Genomic DNA, 21,699 nt, shown 5'->3' with positions numbered 1-21,699 from the left:
TTGGTTTGATCCATGCAAAGAATGTTGGGTTTGAGTATTTTCGCAGGGACAGCGATGGCGAAGTGATAGAAGTGATACCGGCATTAAAGGATGTTTCGATGCAGGTGCAGCCGGGAGATTTTGTAGCGGTACTCGGCGCAAATGGTTCAGGGAAATCTACTTTTGCGAAGCATTTGTGTGCACTGCTCACGCCTGGAGAAGGAACGATTTTGGTGGCAGGAATGGACACGGCAGATGAGGAGAAACATTTGCAGATTCGCCAGACAGCAGGGATGGTGTTCCAAAATCCGGACAATCAGTTAGTTGCCGGTGTTGTAGAAGAGGATGTTGCCTTTGGCCCTGAAAATATTGGAGTAGAGTCGCGTCAAATATGGCAGCGTGTAGAAGAAAGTTTGCAAAGTGTAGGTATGAGCGCATATCGTTATGCGTCACCGATGCATTTGTCAGGTGGACAGAAACAGCGTGTGGCGATTGCGGGAATCGTGGCAATGCGACCGAAATGTATTGTTTTGGATGAGCCTACGGCAATGTTAGATCCTAAGGGGCGAGAGTCCGTTATTAAGACGATCAAGGAGTTAAATCGCAAGGAAAAGATAACCATCGTATTGATCACACATTATATGGAAGAGATTGTAGATGCCGATTATGTATATGTGATGGGGGATGGACAAGTTGTGACGGAAGGCACACCGAAGGAAGTGTTCGTGCGAGAAGAGGCACTTCGCAGATGCAAGCTGGATGTGCCGGAGATTACGAAAATTGCGACAGCTTTGCAGGCTGCAGGGCTTCCGGTAGACAAGGCAACTTTGACGGAGGATGAGCTGATGGAACAATTGCTTCGTTAAAGCAGCGATGTGGCGTGTTAATCACGGAAATGAGCTGATGGAACAGTTGCTTCGTTAAAGCAGCGATGCAGGGCGTGTTGATCACGGAAATGAGCTGATAGCACAGTTGCTTGCTTAATGTCAGGCATGGAGGAATTAGTGATGGCGATGATACTAGAGCATGTGAATTATAGTTATGGTGTAGGCACCGGCAAAGAGTTTCATGCTTTGAAAGACATCAATTTGCAGATTGGTGACCATGAATTTATTGGATTGGTGGGGCATAGCGGCTCCGGCAAATCCACATTGATACAGTTGATGAATGGGCTTTTGCGTGCAACGGAAGGTACCATTTATTGGGATGGACAAGATATTTATGACAAATCTTTTTCGATGCGGAGTCTGCGTGGACAAGTTGGTTTAGTGTTTCAGTATCCGGAATATCAGCTTTTTGCGGAGTCTGTTATTGCGGATGTAGAATATGGTCCTAGAAATTTAGGGTGGTCTAATTTGGATGTAGAATATCGTTCGTATGAGGCACTCAAACAAGTTGGAATTGGTGAAAATTTATTGGATGTTTCTCCGCTCTCGCTTTCCGGGGGACAGAAGAGGCGGGTAGCGATTGCCGGTGTGTTGGCAATGGCGCCTAAGCTGCTTATTTTGGATGAGCCGATGGCAGGACTGGATCCAAGCGGCAGAGAAGAAATGCTTACATTGTTAAGTAAATTATATGAGGAGCGCCAGATCAGTATTGTGCTGGTGTCCCACAATATGGACGATGTTGCAAAATATGCGGATCGTATTTTGGTTATGAATGAGGGTGAACTGGTATTGGATGGCGTTCCAAAGAAAGTATTTCACTATCAGGACGAGTTGGAACAGATTGGACTTGGTGTCCCACAAATGACACACTTGATTCATCGTCTGGAGAAGGCAACGGGCTGTCGGCTTGGTGATGCGATCACGTTAGAGGAGGGATTACCTTTGATCGAGCAGTGGTGGCATGCAAAAGGTACGTCACGATGACAGGCTGTTAGTGACAATGGACAGAAAGAGGGAGAAGACGTTGACTGTTAGTGACAATCGACAGAAAGTGCTCGCTGAAGTGTGACGTTACAATGACAGGCTGTTAGTGATTTGGAGGAATTAGATGTTACGAGAAATAACAATAGGGCAGTATTATGCGACGGATTCACTGCTTCATCGCTTGGATCCACGTGTTAAGATTGCCGGGACTTTATTATATATTATTTCCTTGTTTTTGGTACATCATTATATAGGATTGGTTGTTGCGGCGTTGATATTTGGCGTGATGGTACGAATGTCTAATGTGCCGTTTCGTTTTATTGTAAAAGGTCTTAAGCCAATTATGATGATGTTGGTATTTACAGCCCTGCTGCATCTGTTTTGCACACCGGGCAAGGCGATATTTTCACTGGGAGTGCTTCATATCACGATAGAGGGCGTACAAAAATGTATTTTTTTGACGGTACGTTTGACCCTTATGATGATCGGATCTTCGTTAATGACGCTGACAACGACACCGAATCAGCTCACCGACGGAATTGAGCAAATGCTGAGGCCGTTGCGAAAGCTGCATGTACCGGTTCACGAATTTGCGTTGATGATGTCGATCGCGCTTCGGTTTATTCCAATCCTGATGGAAGAACTGGATAAAATTATGAAAGCACAGCTTGCCAGAGGCGCTGATTTTGAGAGCGGCAATTTTTTGCATCGCCTAAAAAATATGCTGCCCATTTTATTGCCGTTATTTGCATCGGCAATGCGGCGTGCTAATGAATTGGCGTATGCGATGGATGCGCGCTGTTATCATGGTGGAGAGGGCAGAACAAAAATGAAACCACTCCGCTATGGATATCGGGATATGATCGGTTATATTAGTATCGTGTGCTATTTGATCGTCCTGATTGCCGTGGATCGGATCGTGGCATTTTGATGTGGAAAGCTGTGGTGGAATGATTCTGCTTTGAGCGAAAAAATACGCCGGATGGTTTGATTGGAAATAGAACATATCTGCGTAGGGCCGGAATGGAGATTATTGGCATGAAACGAATTAAATTAGTAGTAGCATATGATGGGACGAATTATCATGGCTGGCAGGTTCAGCCACGTGAGATAACGATAGAAGGCGTACTTAATGAGGCACTGACTGCACTCACGGGGGAAGAAATACAGGTGATCGGCGCGAGTCGAACGGATGCAGGAGTACATGCGCGCGGAAACGTTGCGGTATTTGATACGGAATCCCGCATTCCGGGAGAAAAATTTTCCTATGCTTTGAATCAGCGTTTGCCCGAGGATGTCATTATTCAAGATTCTTGTGAGGTGACGGCTGATTTTCATCCAAGACATTGCGAATGCCGAAAAACATATGAATATACGATATTAAACCGCACCTTTCCATTGCCGGAATATCGCAACACCGCTTTCTTTTGCTATGGAGATTTGGATGTAGAACGTATGGATCAGGCGGCAAAGCAGTTCGTGGGGGAACATGATTTTGCTGCTTTTTGTTCTGCAGGAGCGCAAGTGCAGTCAACCGTCCGGACTATTTACAGTGCGACCGTGGAGCGGGAACAGCCGGAAGTGATCCGCATACGGATTCGTGGAAATGGATTTCTGTATAATATGGTGCGAATTATCGCAGGGACGCTGTTGGAGGTCGGTCGTGGCAATTTAGAGGTGTCCCAAATTGCGGACATAATAGCGTCAAAGGACCGTGCCAATGCAGGACCGACTGCGCCAGCCAAGGGATTAAAATTAATGCAGATAGAATATTTATAGGAGAGGGGAAGCGTAGTATGAGCAAAAAGATATTAGTGTACGAAATGTTGGACACACGATTTGAAGCTTTGAAAAAGACATTGCGCCCATTGGGTGTCAGCGTATATAAGGTTGCGAAATCGCAGTATGGTGATCCGATTGGAGAGCTTGCTCTTGGCAAGGCAGGGCAAAAAGCTGTGGGAACGGTTCGAAGCCACACTAATATACCGGGAGCTGCACCGATTCCGGCAGTCGGAATGCCATGTATTGGTGAGATGCTTATATTTAGTGGGATTTCCGGGCAGGAGATGGATGCTGTATTAGCTGCACTGCGACAGGCGGATCTGGTCGTCCCGTTGAAAGCAACTGTTACAATGTATAATTATTCTTGGAATGGATACGCCATATATCAGGAATTATCCAAAGAACACCGAAAGTTTACCAAATAGTTTCCGTGGAGAATGGCTGTTGCAAGTAAGGTTAATAAAATAGTTTGGGTGACGAAGTGTCAGCCATAGCATGTAAAGTGATTAAATAGTTGCGGCAACTTTGTGCCATAAATACACAGGTTGCCGTTTTGTCTCGTGGTAGTGCCGGTATTAACGCTGCCCTTTAGTCAGTGCAGTCCTCGTGTGCATGGAGATATTTTTCTTTGGTCGCCAATCCTCCGCGAATATGCCGCTCCGCTTTGTTCACATTCAGCACGGTGCGAACCTCGTCGGCTAATGTGTGATCTATGGCAGGAAGGCGCTCGGTGACATCCTTATGTACGGTGCTTTTGCTTACACGAAAAACACTGGCAGTTTGACGGACAGTGGCACTTTTTTCGACAATATAATGACCGATTTCCAGTGCTCTTTTTTCAATATCTTCTCTCAAAATGCTCCCTCACAATTGTTGTTTGTACAGTCTATGCACAGGGCAAAGATTGTATTACAAGCATACAGAGAGATTTCAATAAAGGCTTGCGAGAAGATAGTTGTTAGACGGTTAATGTTGCAAATAAATCAAGGAATTCTTGCTCGACCTGCGCAAAAGGAAGTGTCTCAAAAGCAGGATCTGTCACGAGAAGAGGAGCCTGTTCCATGAGTTTTTCTCCCATATAATGATCAAATTCATAATATAAGCAGGCGTTATCAATGTCCGTGATCTGGGACATCTCTTCGTCGGAAGGTATCTGTCCCAAAAAACGAACATAAATAGCGTCCTGCATATTTTTTTCAATGCGGCGGTACTCGGACAATTCGCCTTTTACCGGTCTGGTGATGTCCGATAAATAGGCCTCGCTTCCGTCATGCAGCAGACATGCGAGAACTACTCTGGATGAGTAGTTTCTCGCAATTGCTTCTCTGGCACAAGCAATACTGTGTTGCCCAACGGAATAAAATTCCGGAAAATGCCCGTTTGCGCGGGTCATAAGTGACTGTGCATGGGCAATGTCCTCAATGCGAATCTCTTCCTGTTTTGGACACAAAGGATTCATTTGTACTTTGCTAAATGTTGTAATATGCATATTCATCCTCGTTTCTGCACCTGTTGTCTGCGTTACTTATCAATACCCCAAACTTCCCATACCTCAAATCCGCCATGACCACATATTGCTTATTATGTGAGTAATAAATAAACTATTTTGCAGCCAATACATTAAATTTTTCTGTCATCAGAGAACTAAGATAATTGCCGCAGAACGCAATGTTTTTGCGTGATTTCTTATTTTGTTAAGTCTCTGATGAATACATGCCCGAAGGATTGTTTGAGTCGTCCCGGTTTAGCAAGGTATCATCCACTTTTTGGACGGGACGCTTTCGCTACGATGCGCTACGTCACGTTACTTAATGTCTCTGAAATACGAGACATAAGTAACGACGAGCGCAAAGTCCCTTTCAAAAATGATGAATACCTTGCTTCCGGGACTTCGAGTTTCCGAAGGGCATGTAAATCAATCATCAGAGACAACAAAATCTAGAAATCACTGTAAAAACAAAATGCGGCAAGGCAATTACTATAGTTCTTTTATGGCAGAAACCGCTCTTTAGTGGCTGCAAAATGTTATAAAGTTATTGACATAATAAGCAATATGTGGTTGTGCAATAGCTTCCGGTATGGGAAGTTTGAATCAATAATTGTTGTTCTTCTCAGCTTCGTTTAGCTTGCGGATCGTATCCTGAATATCTTCATAGGTCAACTCCTCACTACTAAAGGAAAGAATGGAATGCAGTGGAGTTCCGGTAAACATTGCTTTCATCATATCGGCAGTTCCACTTCCCATAGAATCATCGCCATCGTGATCGGTCGCCTCAGCGAAACCACTCCCCCGCAGCATTTCATCCAAAGCACTGCCATCTTTTGCAAACAATTCAACATCTTCGCAAGTTGTTACGTAATCTGCGACAAAAGGAATCTTTTTGCTGCCGGTGATCGATACGGTATCCTGCAAACGAATGTCACGGGAAGATGAGGCAAGCAGAATTTCATAATCGCCACTTTCTGCATACCAATCGTGAATACGAGTTTCATAGTAGCTAAATGCGCGAGCGTTCAGCGTGAAAGTCACTGTCTTTGTCTCGCCGGCTTTTAGGAATACTTTAGCAAAGTCGCGCAGTTCTTTTTCGGGACGGATTTCATATACGACAGGATTTTTAATATATAGCTGTACGATTTCAGCACCGTCGCAGTTACCGGTATTTGTAATGTCAGCACTGACAACAATTTCATCGGTTTCTTTGATCACATCGACGTCGGCGGCGTTTTTGCCGTTTACGGTAACTTTCATATTGCTGTAGGTAAAATCGGTGTAGCTGAGTCCGTATCCAAATGGGAACAAGACATCCATCTTTTTCTTATCATAATAACGATAGCCGATAAAAACGCCTTCCTGATAGCAGACTTTCTCACGATTTCCAGGGAAATTTAAGTAGGAAGGATTATCCTCTAAGTGCAGTGGGAAGGTCTCGGCAAGTTTGCCACAAGGAGTTGCATCGCCAAAAAGCAGATTGACAGCAGCGCCACCGCTTGCCTGTCCGGCGAGGTACATTTGCAAAACACCTGCAACTTTGTCAAGCCATGGCATGGCGATCGGGGAACCGCTATGCAAAACAACGACTACATTAGGCTGTACTTCGCTAATGCGGGCGATCAATTCATTTTGATTTGCCGGCATATTCAGATGGGTTCGGTCAAATCCTTCGCTCTCGAAAGAGTCTGGCAGACCGGCGAAGATAACGGCAACATCGCTTCCTTTTGCAAGGGTGATCGCTTCCTGAAGCAGCGTCTCATCTGTAGTTTCTTCGTCAATATGAAATCCTTGTGCATACGATACGGAATCTCCGGCGACATCTAAAGCGCTTTCGACCGATGTGTTGTTAATATGACTGGAACCACCGCCCTGAATGCGGGGCACTTTTGCAAATTCACCGATAAACGCTATCTTTTTGTCTTTTTGCAAAGGCAGGATATCTTCATTCTTCAACAAAACAGCGGACTGCTCGGCAGTGGTTCTTGCCAGTGCGTGATGAGCAGCAACGTCGTATCCGCGTTCGACGCTGGATGGGAGTGGATGTACCATAGAAGCTGGATCAATATCTTTTCTGGCAGTAAGATATTTGTCTACCATAGTAAGAATGCGTTCTACAGCAGTATCTAATACGGATTCTTCCAGTTCTCCACTTTGTACGGCTTTTACGATGAGTTTGTCTGTTTCTCCGTGGCAATCCGGCATTTCAAGATCCAATCCGGCTTTGAGAGACGGAACACGCTCGTCCATCGCACCCCAGTCGGTCATAACCAGACCTTCAAAGCCCCATTCATCACGTAAAACCTTATTTAACAGCCAATCATTTTCGCAAGAGTAAACGCCGTTGATACGGTTATAACTGCACATGATCGTCCAAGGCTGCGCCTTTTTGACTGCCGTTTCGAAAGCTGCCAGATAAATCTCGCGCAAAGTACGTTCATCAATCTCTGCACTGATGCTCATGCGGCGCCATTCCTGGTTGTTGGCAGCAAAGTGTTTCAGGCTGGTGCCTACGCCATGCTCCTGAACACCATTGACAAAAGCAGCACCGAGTTCGCCTGCCACGACCGGATCCTCGGAGTAATATTCAAAGTTGCGTCCGCAGATTGGAGAACGCTTCATATTAATGCCTGGGCCAAGTAATACAGCAAGATCTTCAGCGACACATTCTTCGCCAAGAGCGTCGCCGACTTTATGCAGCAGGTCGCGGTCAAAAGAGCATGCCATAGCTGATGCAGTCGGAAAACCAATGGCTTTAATACTTTCAGCAACGCCCATATGATCGGCAAGATTTTCCTGCTTGCGGATGCCGTGCGGTCCATCGGAGACCATTGCGGCAGGAATATTTAGGCGGTCAATGGCTTCGGTATGCCAGAAATCCGCGCCGGAGCAAAGACTTGCTTTTTCCTCTAGTGTCAGTTCGTTCACAAGTTTTTTTACATCTAAAACGTGTTCCATAAAATAGTCCTTTCCGAGGTGTTGACGGCGGTGAAAGACAGTCAAACATCTCTATGTTTTATGTTAGTGGAAATTTTATTCATAAATGTCATATGCACAGTCATCGCGCACAAAGACGGGGATGATCTCCAGCGTTGCTTTAGCGGCAACGATCTGACCACCGTCATAACTTGTCCCGGTAGCGGCCTCTGTCCAACGGTGTCCCGCAGGGAGATATACGTCAGTCTGCGTAACACCGGCGTCTGTGATCGGTTTTACGAGCAGATCCGGTCCAAACATATAGCTGTCAGCGTTATTCCAGCAAGCAGCATCCTCCGGAAACTCATAGAAAAGCGGACGCATGACCGGAGTTCCCAACTCGTGTGCCTCACGCATACATTCGCGAATGTATGGGCGAAGACGTTCACGCAACAACAGGTAACTTTTCAAAATTTCATAGATTTCTTCTCCCCAAGTCCAGATCTCGTTATCTTGTCCCGAACTGAACTGGCGGACGCCATCAATATATTCTACGTCGCGTTCATAGTATGGAGAGCGTTCTCCGTGCAGACGGAATACCGGAGAAAATACACCCCACGCAAACCAGCGAACCAGCAGCTCGCGAAATGCCGGATCTTCGTTATTGCCACCCAAGAAACCGCCGATATCCGTCGTCCACCAAGGAATGCCGGCAAGTCCCATGTTAAGCCCGGCCTGCACCTGCTGTTTCATAGAACGGAACGAGGAATGAATATCGCCCGACCACGTCAGAACACCATATTTTTGACTGCCGGCCCAGGCGCAGCGCACAAGGTTTAACACATTTTCCTGCCCCTGCTCCCGTAATCCATCATAAAAACCTTTGGCGTACATGAGAGGATAGATGTTGCTGCACTGTAAAGCAGGACCTTTGTGGTAGCGGTAAATATCAAAATCATACGGCCCATATTCCGGTTCAGCTTCATCCAGCCAAAAGCAGCGAATGCCTTTATCGTAATAATTCTCCTTACAGCGTTCCCAAACATATTTTTGTGCGCCCGGATGTGTAGCATCATAAAAAGTCGTAGTTCCCATCCAAGTCATATTAACGCACAAACCGCGGTCAGACGTGATGAGATACCCTTGATCTGCCATCGGACCATAGTTCTCGGAACGTTCATCGATCGTCGGCCACACGGATACGACCGGTTCAATCTGCATTTCGCGCAATTCGCGGATCATTGCCTCCGGATCCGGCCAGTCCTTTGGATCAAACTTGAAATCACCCTGCATAGTCCAATGGAAAAAATCCACCACGATCGCATCGATCGGCAGACCGCGGCGTTTGTATTCGCGCGCAACAGCAAGCAGCTCTTCTTGGGTACGGTAGCGCAGCTTGCACTGCCAAAATCCAATGCCGTACTCCGGGATCATTGGAACACGGCCGGTAACGGCGCTGTAAAGTTCCGTCAGTTGTTTAGGTGAATCGCCGGCGCAGATCCAGTAATCGAGTTTTTTGGTATTTAAGGCAGTCCATTCGGTTTTGTTTTTGGCAAAAGATGCCGTACCGATGGACGGATTGTTCCACAAAAAGCCATATCCCCGGCTTGAGATCATAAATGGAACACTTGCCTGGCTGTTGCGGTGCGCCAGTTCCAAAATACAGCCTTTCTTGTCCAAAAAGTCATCTTGATATTGTCCCATGCCAAAGATCTTTTCATCGTCAAATGCTTCAAAACGCATGGCTAATGTATAATCGGTAGTGCCGGTGATCGGCTTTAGTTCTCTGGCATCGATACGCAGCGGCACACAAAAGCGGTCGATGCGGTTACGATTTTGCCAAAGCTCTTTTGTTAACAGCTCATTTTTTTCGTTATAATAGGAAATAACACCTTCCGGATCGATCACGGCAGTGAGGTTTCCGTTGCGAAATGTCACTTTGGTACCGGTCTCAGCATGTGCAGCACGTTCTTCGGCAGTACGGTAAAAGGCAGGTGTCATATCCACGGTTTCATAGTGGATCTCCGGGGTGAGGTCTGGAATTGGTTCTGTGAGTGCCCAGTCTTCTGTGTTCATTTCCGCCTCTTTGGTCATGCGGACGCGAATGGAATGTTCGCCCCAGGCTTCCATCCGGAGAGTGGTTCCCCCTTGGGACAGTGTTAAGCGTTTTCCATCATCATGTATGGTCATAATAATCCTCCGTGTGAGATAATATTTAGCCGGTTGCCAGCGTGTATTTCCACCCAAATAAAAAAGGTGCTTGACATCTTGTCCGTTTGGTGATAAGATGAACAATGCACTATTGTGGCTGACTAGACTATTAGGCTTATGCAAGTTTATTATAGCATAGTTTGAAGAAAATGAAAAGAGTTTTTGGAGTTTCTTCTTATAGTAGGATTGTACAGCACATGGTACTCTATAAAATTAAGGAGTGAAACGTCGATGGAGAAGAACAGAATACATCCAGTAAAAGTAGGCAAAGGCGTGAGAATGAGTTTTGCCCGTCAGAAGGAAGTCCTTGAGATGCCTAACCTGATTGAGGTACAGACGAATTCTTACCAGTGGTTCTTGGACGAAGGACTGAAAGAAGTGTTCCGGGATATTTCCCCAATTGCTGATTTCGGTGGTCATTTGAGCCTGGAGTTCGTTGATTTTGAGCTTTGCAGAGATGAGAAGAAGTACGACATTGATCAATGCAGAGAGCGTGATGCTACTTATGCTGCACCACTTAAGGTGCGCGTCAGACTTCACAACAAGGAGACGGAGGAAATCAAAGAGCACGAGATTTTCATGGGTGATCTTCCGCTTATGACAGCGACCGGAACGTTTATCATCAACGGTGCTGAGCGTGTTATCGTCAGCCAGTTGGTTCGTTCACCGGGTATCTACTATGCAATCAGTCATGACAAGGTAGGTAAAGAGTTGTATTCCGCAACTGTTATTCCTAACCGTGGTGCATGGTTGGAATATGAGACAGATTCGAATGATGTCTTCTCTGTCCGTGTTGATAGAAATAGAAAGGTTCCGATCACTGTATTTTTGCGTGCACTCGGTCTTGGAACCAATGAACAGATCAAAGAAGTGTTCGGTGATGAGCCAAAGATTTTGGCAAGTATCGAGAAAGATACAACGGACAATTACAAAGATGGTCTGTTAGAGCTTTACAAGAAATTACGTCCGGGCGAGCCGTTGTCCGTAGATAGTGCGGAGAACTTATTAAATGGTATGTTCTTCGATCCGAAGCGTTATGACCTTGCCAAAGTTGGACGTTACAAATATAACAAGAAGTTACATTACAAAAACCGTATTGTTGGCTGCAAGCTTGCAGAAGATGTTGTAAATCCAACAACAGGTGAGGTATATGAGGAAGGTACTCTGGTAACAGAGGAACTTGCAACAACATTACAGAATGCAGCAGTTCCTTATGTGATGGCTGAATTGGAAGGTCATGTTGCTAAAGTATTATCCAATATGATGGTTGACATCAAAGAGTATGTTGACATCGAGAATCCTAAGGAGCTTGGCGTTACAGAGAGTGTTTACTATCCTGTATTGCGTGAGATCTTAGATGAGAACGAGGATGATGAGGATGCGATCAAGGAAGCAATCGCTGCTAATATCAGTGAATTGATTCCAAAGCATATCACAAAGGAAGATATCTTTGCATCAATTAACTACAACATGCATTTAGAGTATGGCATGGGTAATGATGATGATATTGACCACTTGGGTAACCGCCGTATCCGTGCGGTTGGTGAGCTGCTGCAGAATCAGTATCGTATCGGATTATCCCGTATGGAGCGTGTCGTTCGTGAACGTATGTCCACACAGGATATTACGACAATTACGGCACAGTCTCTGATCAATATCAAGCCGGTAACGGCTGCTGTGAAGGAATTCTTTGGAAGTTCCCAGTTGTCACAGTTCATGGATCAGAACAACCCGCTTTCTGAATTAACACATAAGAGACGTTTGTCTGCATTGGGACCGGGTGGTTTGTCCAGAGATCGTGCAGGTTTCGAGGTCCGCGATGTACACTATACACATTATGGACGCATGTGTCCTGTAGAGACTCCTGAAGGACCTAATATCGGTCTGATCAACTCTCTGGCATCTTATGCGCGTATTAATGAGTATGGATTTATCGAGGCACCTTATCGTAAGGTTGATAAGACAGATCCGGCTAATCCGCGTGTTACCAACGACGTTGTTTATTTGTCTGCAGATGAGGAAGATCGTTATATTGTTGCACAGGCGAACGAAGAGCTGGATGAAGAAGGCCATTTCGTGCGCAAGAGTGTATCCGGTCGTTTCCGTGAGGAGACTTCTGAGTTTGAGAAAGAGAAGATCGATCTTATGGATGTGTCTCCTAAGATGGTATTCTCCGTCGCAACAGCAATGATCCCATTCTTGGAGAATGATGATGCGAACCGTGCGCTGATGGGATCTAACATGCAGCGTCAGGCAGTGCCGTTGTTGGTTACAGAGGCACCTGCAGTTGGTACAGGTATGGAGATGAAGGCGGCTGTCGATTCCGGCAACTGCGTTATCGCAGAGGAAGACGGAATTGTTACACGTTCTGCATCGAACGAGATTATTATTAAGTCTAAATCAGGCGAAAAGACATATAAGCTGGCTAAATTCCAGCGCAGTAACCAGGGAACGAGCATGAACCATCGTCCGATCGTTGATAAGGGCGAAGAGGTAAAAGCAGGACAAGTTATCGCAGATGGTCCATCTACATGCGGTGGCGAGATCGCATTAGGTAAGAACCCACTGATCGGTTTTATGACTTGGGAAGGTTATAACTACGAGGATGCCGTACTGCTTAGTGAGAGATTGGTTCAGGATGATATTTATACATCTGTTCATATCAATGAGTACAATGCAGAGGCGAGAGACACCAAGCTTGGTGACGAAGAGATCACCCGTGATGTACCGGGTGTCGGCGACGACGCGCTCAAAGACCTTGACGAGAACGGTATTATCCGTATCGGTGCAGAGGTTCGTGCCGGTGATATTTTGGTTGGTAAAGTTACTCCTAAGGGAGAGACAGAGCTTACTGCTGAGGAAAGACTGCTTCGTGCGATCTTCGGTGAGAAAGCAAGAGAAGTTCGTGATACTTCTTTGAAAGTGCCACATGGTGAGTTTGGTATTATCGTAGATGCCAAAGTATTTACAAGAGAGAATGGAGATGAGCTTCCACCGGGAGTAAATAAATCTGTTCGTATTTACATTGCACAGAAACGTAAGATTCAGGTCGGCGATAAGATGGCTGGTCGTCATGGTAACAAGGGTGTCGTTTCCCGCGTTCTTCCGGTAGAAGATATGCCATTCCTGCCAAATGGTCGTCCACTTGATATTGTATTGAATCCTTTGGGTGTGCCATCTCGTATGAACATTGGTCAGGTCTTGGAGATTCACTTGAGTCTCGCTGCCAAAGTACTTGGCTTTAATGTCGGAACACCGGTATTTGATGGTGCTAACGAGTATGACATCATGGATACATTAGAGCTCGCAAATGATTATGTGAATACACCACTTAATCAGAAAGAAAAAGAGCAGAAGATTGCAGAAGCACAAGAGGCTGGTGACGAAGAGGAAGTTAGCCGCTTGACAGATATCGTACCTTTTGAAGACAAGTACAAAGATCTTTTGGATCCGGAGGTGTTCCAGTACTTGATCGACAATCAGGATTACCGCAAAGAGTGGGAAGGCGTTCCGATCAACCGCGATGGAAAAGTTCGTTTGCGTGATGGTCGTACCGGAGAATACTTTGATGGAGCAGTAACCGTTGGTTTCATGCACTATCTCAAACTCCACCACTTGGTAGATGATAAGATCCATGCACGTTCAACAGGTCCTTACTCCTTAGTAACGCAGCAGCCATTGGGTGGTAAAGCCCAGTTCGGTGGACAGCGTTTCGGTGAGATGGAGGTTTGGGCACTGGAGGCATATGGTGCCGCTTATACCTTGCAGGAGATCCTCACTGTGAAGTCTGATGATGTTGTTGGTCGTGTTAAGACTTACGAGGCAATCGTTAAAGGTGCCAACATCTCTGATCCTGGCATTCCGGAATCTTTCAAGGTTATGCTCAAAGAGCTTCAGGCATTGGCGCTTGATGTTACTGTTTTAGATGAAGATGGTAACGAAGTTATTATGGGTGAAAATGTTGAAGAGAACGACAACAGCGAAGATGTCACACCGTTGATTGATGGTGGCGCAGACTTTGCGTTTAGCAGTAGCGAGTCCTTTGAAGCTGCAGGTTATACCGAGGGTACCGCAGAAGAGCTGCAGGAAGCTGAATTTGCGGCAGACTTTGGGGATGAGCCCTCATTAGTATAGAGACAGGGATTGATCGTATAGAGTAGCCCGAAAGGGTAGATGGAGGATTACTATGGCAGAAAGTAATGTAAAGGAAGAGAAGCATATCGTATATGATGCAATCAAGATTGGTCTGGCATCTCCGGAAAAGATCCGTGAGTGGTCACGCGGCGAAGTAAAGAAGCCGGAGACGATCAATTATCGAACACTCAAGCCGGAAAAAGATGGTCTTTTCTGCGAAAAGATCTTCGGACCGAGCAAAGACTGGGAGTGTCATTGCGGTAAGTACAAGAAGATCCGTTATAAAGGTGTTGTCTGTGATCGATGCGGCGTTGAGGTAACCAAGGCGAGCGTTCGTCGTGAGCGTATGGGTCATATCGAATTAGCAGCACCGGTATCTCATATTTGGTATTTCAAAGGAATACCTAGCCGTATGGGATTGATCTTGGATGTTTCTCCAAGAAACTTAGAGAAAGTGTTGTACTTCGCATCTTATATCGTATTGGAAGTGCAGGACGGTGTAAACCTTCAGCCAAAGCAGATTTTGTCTGAGGCAGAATATCAAGAAGCTAGAAAGAACTATGGAGACGGTTTCCGCGCCGGCATGGGTGCAGAGTCTATCATGGAACTTCTGATGAGTATCGATCTGGAAGAAGAGTCAGCAAACCTCAAGGAGGAACTCCGCAACTCTTCCGGTCAGAAACGTGCTCGTATTGTAAAACGTTTGGAAGTTATCGAAGCATTCCGTGGTTCCGATAATAAGCCGGAGTGGATGATCCTTACGGTTATCCCTGTAATTCCGCCGGATATTCGTCCAATGGTACAGTTGGATGGTGGACGTTTTGCAACATCTGATATGAACGATCTGTATCGTCGTATCATCAACCGCAACAATCGTTTGAAGAGACTTCTCGAACTCGGTGCACCGGATATCATCGTTCGCAACGAGAAGAGAATGCTTCAGGAAGCTGTAGATGCGTTGATCGACAATGGTCGTCGTGGCCGTCCGGTTACCGGACCGGGTAACAGACCGCTGAAATCCTTATCTGATATGCTGAAGGGTAAACAGGGTCGTTTCCGTCAGAACCTGCTCGGTAAACGTGTCGACTATTCTGGTCGTTCCGTTATCGTTGTAGGTCCGGAACTTAAGATTTATCAGTGTGGTCTGCCAAAAGAGATGGCAATTGAGTTGTTTAAGCCTTTCGTTATGAAAGAGTTAGTATCCAATGGCACAGCACACAACATTAAACAAGCTAAGAAGATGGTTGAAAAGCTTCAGACGGAAGTATGGGATGTGTTAGAGGATGTTATTCGCGAGCATCCGGTTATGTTGAACCGTGCTCCTACCCTGCATCGTCTTGGTATCCAGGCATTTGAGCCTACACTTGTAGAAGGTAAAGCGATTAAGCTGCATCCATTGGTATGTACCGCATTTAATGCCGACTTCGATGGTGACCAGATGGCTGTCCATTTGCCACTTTCTGTAGAAGCACAGGCAGAGTGCCGTTTCTTACTGCTCTCTCCAAACAACCTGTTAAAGCCATCTGATGGTGGTGTGGTTGCCGTACCTTCTCAGGATATGGTACTTGGTATCTATTATTTGACACAGGAAAGACCTGGTTCTCTCGGTGAAGGCAAGTTCTTCAAGAGCGTGAACGAGGCAATTACAGCATACGAAAACGGAGATCTTACACTTCATGCGAAGATCAAGGTTCGCCGTTTTGGTATCAATAAAGATGGCGTAGAGGAAAGTAGAATTATTGAATCTACACTGGGTCGTTTTATCTTCAATGAGATCCTGCCACAGGACATGGGATTTGTGGATCGTTCCAAGGACGAGAACTTCCTCGTTCCGGAAGTTGATTTCCATGTAGGTAAGAAGCAGTTGAAGCAGATCCTTGAAAAATGTATCGCTGCACATGGTGCAACAGGTACTGCAGAGACAATGGACAACATCAAAGCACTTGGATATAAATATTCCACACGTGCAGCAATGACAGTATCCATTTCCGATATGACCGTGCCGGAGGCTAAGAAAGATATTCTTGCTGAAGCACAGAAGACAGTAGAGCTTATCACGGATAAGTTTAATATGGGTCTTCTTACAGAAGAAGAGCGTTACAAAGCAGTTATCAATACATGGTATGCAGCCGATAATCAGTTGACAGAAGCGTTGATGAGCGGTTTGGATCGCTACAACAACATCTTTATGATGGCTGATTCCGGTGCCCGTGGTTCTCAGGCACAGATCAAGCAGCTCGCAGGTATGCGTGGTTTGATGGCGGATACATCCGGTCGTACGATCGAATTGCCGATTAAGTCTAACTTCCGTGAGGGTCTTGATGTATTGGAGTACTTCATTTCCGCACATGGTGCCCGTAAGGGATTGTCGGATACAGCGCTTCGTACAGCCGATTCCGGATATTTGACACGTCGTCTCGTTGACGTATCTCAGGAATTGGTTATTCGTGAGGTAGACTGCTGTGCAGACCGCGATATGATTCCGGGAATGGAAGTAACCGGATTTATGGATGGTAAAGAGCTTATCGAGTCATTGGAAGAGCGTATTACAGGTCGTTTCTCTTGCGAAGACATCTACGATGATGAAGGCGAGCTTATTGTTAAGAAAAATCACATGATCACACCAAAGCGTGCTGCTCGTATTGTTAATACAAAGGCAATTGTAGATGCAGGCGATAAGGCTAAGGTTAAGATCCGTAACATTCTTACCTGTAAGTCACACATCGGTGTTTGTGCAAAATGTTATGGTGCCAACATGGCAACCGGTGAGCCGGTACAGGTTGGTGAGGCTGTCGGAATCATCGCAGCACAGTCCATCGGTGAGCCGGGTACACAGCTTACCATGCGTACGTTCCATACAGGTGGTGTGGCCGGTGACGATATCACACAGGGTCTCCCTCGTGTCGAAGAGTTGTTTGAGGCACGTAAGCCGAAGGGACTTGCAATTATCGCTGAATTTGGCGGAACAGTATCTATTCGCGATACTAAGAAAAAGCGCGAAGTGATCATTACAAATGAAGAAACCGGTGAGCAGAAAGCATATTTGATCCCATACGGTTCTCGAATCAAGGTATTAGAGGGTCAGACTTTGGAGAAAGGTGAGCCGCTCACAGAAGGTAGCGTAAATCCACATGATATTCTCGAGATCAAGGGTGTACGTGCCGTGCAGGATTACATGATCCGCGAAGTGCAGCGTGTATATCGTCTGCAGGGTGTTGAGATCAATGATAAGCATATAGAGGTTATTGTACGTCAGATGCTCAAGAAGATCCGTGTCGAAGACAACGGTGATTCCGAATTCCTGCCGGGTGTTATGGTAGATGCATTAGATTTTGAGGATGAAGTTGAAAAACTCCAGGCAGAAGGTAAAGAGCCACCAGAGGGCAAGCAGGTAATGCTTGGTATTACAAAGGCTGCGCTGGCAACCAATTCCTTCCTGTCCGCAGCATCTTTCCAGGAGACTACAAAGGTCTTGACAGATGCCGCTATTAAGGGAAAAGTAGATCCACTGGTAGGTCTCAAAGAGAACGTAATCATTGGTAAGCTTATCCCTGCAGGTACAGGTATGAAACGTTATCGTTCTGTACAGCTTGACTGCGATGAGGCTGCAGAGGACTATCTCGAAGAACAGCGTCTTGCAGCAATGAGAAGGCTGGAAGAAGGCGATGAATCCGAGGATGATGCAAAGGATAAAGACAAGTCCAAGGAAAAAGCAGAAGAAGCTCCGGAATCTGAAGAAGTATATTTCACATCGACAGAGGATGATGAGTAGTTTATAAAATGCAGTTGTTACGAGAAGCACTTTAACAAAATACTGTTTTAGTGCTTCTTGTTATGCTGTCATTGAAAAGAAATCACTGTGACAACTAATTGCGGCAAGGCAATACTATATTTTCTCGATGGCAGAATTCATCAAATTGCTGTTGAGAAATATAATTAGACCATCGACATAATAAGCGATATGTGATTGTAGGAAACGGTGGAATATGGGAAGTTTGAGAAACTTAATTTTAAGAAGAGAAAAAATGCATATTTTACTCTTCTTTTTTTGTTCCAGTTTTTTCAAAAATATGGTAAAATAAGAGATACCAATACGGGGATTACGACAGCGTATGCACACCGATACAAAAATGTATAGGGGAGTGATGCAATGGATAAAGAAAGTATAGTAGACGTCCTCACTGCTGATACCGACGTATTTTTTGCCTGTTGGGATACAGACAATGGATGGCAGGTATTAACCAATGGAAATGCGAGTTTCCCGGCAGCATTATTTGCACAGAAAGGAATTGAAGCGTTACGCGATGTCGTTGCAGAAACAGACGGCAGATTATGTGATAACTTTTTGCAAGAAATTCACCGTGGCGTGGAAAGTCATAATAACGAAGACGTCATTAAAGGAAATTGTCGTACGGTACATATGCATATATTAGATATGCATGGAGAATGTATATATTATCGCTTAAAATGCAATTTTATGAAAAGGGATGATGGAAGCATTGAGAAAATTGTTTTTCAGGCGAGAGAGTTGGATGCCGAAGAGAAATATCGGATTCATTTAGCACAATCGGTTACAAACGATCGCAATCCCAACGTGTTTACGCAAGATGTCATGAAATTGATGCGGAAGCATCAGAAATGTAAATTTGCGCTTATTCAGTTAGATGTAGAACGTTTCAAAGTGATCAATGAAATGTACGGAGAAGATTTTGGTGACGATCTTTTGAAATATTTCGAAAACACATTGAAATATATTTGTAATGAGATGCAGTTATATGTTCGCCTTACGGCGGATGTATTTATGATAGCTACACCATATGAAACAAAGGAAGATATATTAGCTTTTGTAAGTATGCTCGAGCAGAGATTGTCCGGTTATGAAAATGTTAAATATACACTCGCATTTGGTGTTTGTTTCGTTACAGACATAAATACCAATTTACGTTTATATGGAGACGGGGCAGCATTAGCAAGGCAAAGCATTAAGGGAGATGCACTACACAAAGTTGCGTTCTATCAGGAATCTATGCGTGCGGATGCACGTAAGCGTAAGGTTTTAGAAGATGCTATGCATCAAGCGTTGGAGAACCATGAATTTATCATGTATTTGCAACCGAAGTACAGTATTTCGACATACAAAATGGTAGGCGCAGAAGCTCTTGTTCGCTGGCAGCATCCAGAGAGGGGCCTAATACCGCCCAACGATTTCATACCGATATTTGAAGAAAACGGTTTTGTGATCCCTCTAGATGAGTTTATGTGGGAGGAGGCATGCAAACTCCTTGCGGAATGGCAACGCGAGGGTAAAGAAATGCTTCCAATCTCCGTCAACGTCTCTAGAAGGCATTTGATAGATGTACATTTTGTAGAGGTATTGAATCATCTGATAGAGAAGTACCAGATACCAAAACGATATCTTGAAATTGAGATCACAGAAACAGAGCAGAGTAAGATGCAGGAAAGGGGTATAGCATTACTCAAAGAAAATGGATATACTCTGCTAATGGATGATTTTGGATCCGGTTACTCGACATTGAATATGCTTAAAGATACGCAATTTGATGTCATTAAGATCGATCGTGGTTTTTTACAAAACTTTATTGCATCCGATCGTGGACAAAAAATAGTAGAACACACGATCAAAATGAGCCAGGATATTGGCCTGGGTATGGTAGCAGAAGGTGTAGAGACTAAGGAGCAGGCAGAATTTTTATCAAACTGTGGCTGCGATATAGCGCAGGGGTTTTATTATGCAAAACCAATGTGCGTAGCAGATTTTAAGCAATTACAACTTGGAAAGGCAAGGTGATAGATATGAGACATAAAATTATTTGCATTGACCGAATGTGTGGAAGCGGTGGTAAAGAGATTGGAAGACTGGTCTCCAAAAAGCTTGGCATAGGATTCCATGACAGCAATCTCTTGGAATTAGCCAAAGAACATGGTGGAATCACATCGAGTTCACTGGATGATTCTGATGAAAAGGCTACCAATCCGTTTTATTACAAACTGATTTATGAGGGGAATGAGAATGTAAAACAGGAACAACCGGCAACAGAGATGCTGTTTCACCTGCAGAGTGCGGTAATTCAGCAGATTGCCAAGGAAGAGGACAGCGTGATCGTGGGACGGTGCGCTGATTTCATTCTCAAAGATGACGACGTTGACATCCTCAGTGTGTTTATCACAGCACCTTTAGCAGACCGCATCACGCGAGAGATGGATGTTGATGATATGAATGAGACCCAGGCAAGGAAATTTATCCGCAAGATGGATATGCGCCGTAAAAACTATTATAACTATTTTACAAAGGGAGACTGGGGCAAAAAGAATACGTACGATCTTATTCTTAATAGCTCCAAACTTGGTGTCGAAGGGACGGTGGATATTCTATGCAGCCTCTACCGGAACTTTATGGGGCAATGAGAAACTCTTCATTAAGCTGAATATTAAATTGTTCTGTCATCAGAGAACTAAGATAATTGTCGAAGAACGCAGAGTTTTTACGTGATTTCTTATTTTGTTAAGTCTCTGATGAATACATGCCTGAAGGATTGTCTGAGATGTCCCGGTTTAGCAAGGTATCATCCATTTTTGGACGGGACGCTTTCGCTACGATGCGCTACGTCACGTTACTTAATGTCTCTGAAATACGAGACATAAGTAACGACGAGCGCAAAGGTCCCTTTCAAAAATGATGATTACCTTGCTTCCGGGACTTCAAGTTTCCAAAAGGCATGTAAATCAATCATCAGAGACAACAAAATCTAGAAATCACTAAAAACGAAAATGCGGCAAGGCAATTACTATAGTTCTCTGATGGCAGAAATCGCTCTTTGGCGGTTGCAAAATGCTATATAGTCATTGACATAATAAGCAATATATGGTTGTACAATAACTTTCGGTATGGGAAGTTTGAGTTAGTGACCTCCTTTTGTATGAGGTGATCCCTGTTATCACTGTATGTTTCTGATTTGTGGTATACAGGTAAATCCGCAATGTTACAAACTGGAGGTCATTATATATTGGATTTATTTTATCAGCTGCAAAATAGCCATAATTTTACTGACATAATAAGCAACATGTGGGTCGGTCAGTAACTTCAGGCATGAAAAGCTTTAGATGAAAAGTCGTCAATGCCCGTGTTTGTGGGGGTTGTGTCGCTTTTTTCTTGAAAAGAAAAATAAAAAATCAAAAAAAGTTGAAAAAAGTTTTAAAAAGTTGTTGACAAGTTGTTCATCGAGTGATAATATATATCTCGCTGACGCATGAGAGAGCGAACAGCAAAGACCTGATAAGAGGTCAGAGAAACTTGAT

General features: G+C 44.7%; 13 protein-coding genes. 9 read left to right on the top strand and 4 right to left on the bottom strand.

Features of this window, described 5'->3' with window-relative positions; translation table 11 throughout:
* Positions 1–5: 5 nt before the first annotated feature.
* The 5 genes from DXB73_RS12850 (at position 6) to DXB73_RS12830 (ending at position 4,057) form a co-directional block, all read left to right on the top strand.
* Complete coding sequence (locus DXB73_RS12850) at positions 6–845, top strand: energy-coupling factor transporter ATPase (RefSeq protein ID WP_347559551.1); 840 nt, start codon at positions 6–8, stop codon at positions 843–845.
* 141 nt (positions 846–986) lie between these two features.
* Entirely contained in the window at positions 987–1,850 is an 864-nt protein-coding gene (locus tag DXB73_RS12845; RefSeq protein ID WP_022024716.1) for an energy-coupling factor transporter ATPase, read from the top strand.
* 124 nt (positions 1,851–1,974) lie between these two features.
* On the top strand, positions 1,975–2,781 hold the full coding sequence (locus DXB73_RS12840) for an energy-coupling factor transporter transmembrane component T (RefSeq protein ID WP_118691383.1): 807 nt from the start codon (positions 1,975–1,977) through the stop codon (positions 2,779–2,781).
* Between the two features lie 107 nt (positions 2,782–2,888).
* Entirely contained in the window at positions 2,889–3,629 is a 741-nt protein-coding gene (gene truA / locus DXB73_RS12835) for a tRNA pseudouridine(38-40) synthase TruA (protein ID WP_118507937.1), read from the top strand.
* A gap of 17 nt (positions 3,630–3,646) precedes the next feature.
* A complete protein-coding gene (locus DXB73_RS12830) occupies positions 3,647–4,057 on the top strand; it encodes a DUF3783 domain-containing protein (RefSeq protein WP_118691382.1) in 411 nt (136 codons plus the stop codon).
* Positions 4,058–4,220: 163 nt separating this feature from the next.
* Here DXB73_RS12830 and spoIIID read toward each other — a convergent pair whose 3' ends face one another.
* The 4 genes from spoIIID to DXB73_RS12810 all read right to left on the bottom strand — a co-directional run bounded on the left by spoIIID (position 4,221) and on the right by DXB73_RS12810 (position 10,227).
* Positions 4,221–4,487 carry a sporulation transcriptional regulator SpoIIID gene (gene spoIIID / locus DXB73_RS12825; RefSeq protein WP_022024720.1) on the bottom strand — a complete coding sequence of 89 codons (267 nt, stop codon included), beginning with the start codon at positions 4,485–4,487 and terminating at the stop codon, positions 4,221–4,223.
* Between the two features lie 103 nt (positions 4,488–4,590).
* Positions 4,591–5,121 (bottom strand): phosphohydrolase, encoded by a 531-nt coding sequence (locus tag DXB73_RS12820; RefSeq protein WP_243034749.1) that lies wholly within the window; start codon positions 5,119–5,121, stop codon positions 4,591–4,593.
* 603 nt (positions 5,122–5,724) lie between these two features.
* The gene (locus DXB73_RS12815; RefSeq protein WP_118691381.1) at positions 5,725–8,079 is read right to left on the bottom strand and encodes a glycoside hydrolase family 3 C-terminal domain-containing protein; all 2,355 of its coding nucleotides are present in this window, start codon (positions 8,077–8,079) and stop codon (positions 5,725–5,727) included.
* Positions 8,080–8,154: 75 nt separating this feature from the next.
* Entirely contained in the window at positions 8,155–10,227 is a 2,073-nt protein-coding gene (locus tag DXB73_RS12810; RefSeq protein WP_118691380.1) for a glycoside hydrolase family 31 protein, read from the bottom strand.
* A gap of 252 nt (positions 10,228–10,479) precedes the next feature.
* Between DXB73_RS12810 and DXB73_RS12805 the strand changes: the two genes are divergently transcribed.
* The 4 genes from DXB73_RS12805 (at position 10,480) to DXB73_RS12790 (ending at position 20,808) form a co-directional block, all read left to right on the top strand.
* Positions 10,480–14,382, top strand: a complete 3,903-nt coding sequence (locus DXB73_RS12805; RefSeq protein WP_118691379.1) for a DNA-directed RNA polymerase subunit beta — start codon at positions 10,480–10,482, stop codon at positions 14,380–14,382.
* A gap of 52 nt (positions 14,383–14,434) precedes the next feature.
* The gene (rpoC, locus tag DXB73_RS12800; protein ID WP_118691378.1) at positions 14,435–18,154 is read left to right on the top strand and encodes a DNA-directed RNA polymerase subunit beta'; all 3,720 of its coding nucleotides are present in this window, start codon (positions 14,435–14,437) and stop codon (positions 18,152–18,154) included.
* Positions 18,155–18,532: 378 nt separating this feature from the next.
* Positions 18,533–20,191 (top strand): GGDEF domain-containing phosphodiesterase, encoded by a 1,659-nt coding sequence (locus DXB73_RS12795; protein WP_118691377.1) that lies wholly within the window; start codon positions 18,533–18,535, stop codon positions 20,189–20,191.
* Between the two features lie 5 nt (positions 20,192–20,196).
* The gene (locus tag DXB73_RS12790) at positions 20,197–20,808 is read left to right on the top strand and encodes a cytidylate kinase-like family protein (protein WP_118691376.1); all 612 of its coding nucleotides are present in this window, start codon (positions 20,197–20,199) and stop codon (positions 20,806–20,808) included.
* Positions 20,809–21,699: the final 891 nt, after the last annotated feature.

It is taken from the genome of Clostridium sp. OM05-6BH, from assembly GCF_003481635.1.
Taxonomy (GTDB): Bacteria; Bacillota; Clostridia; order Lachnospirales; family Lachnospiraceae; genus Butyribacter.
The sequence above is the reverse complement of the archived record's forward strand: the minus strand, read 5'-3'. Positions and strand labels throughout refer to the sequence as shown.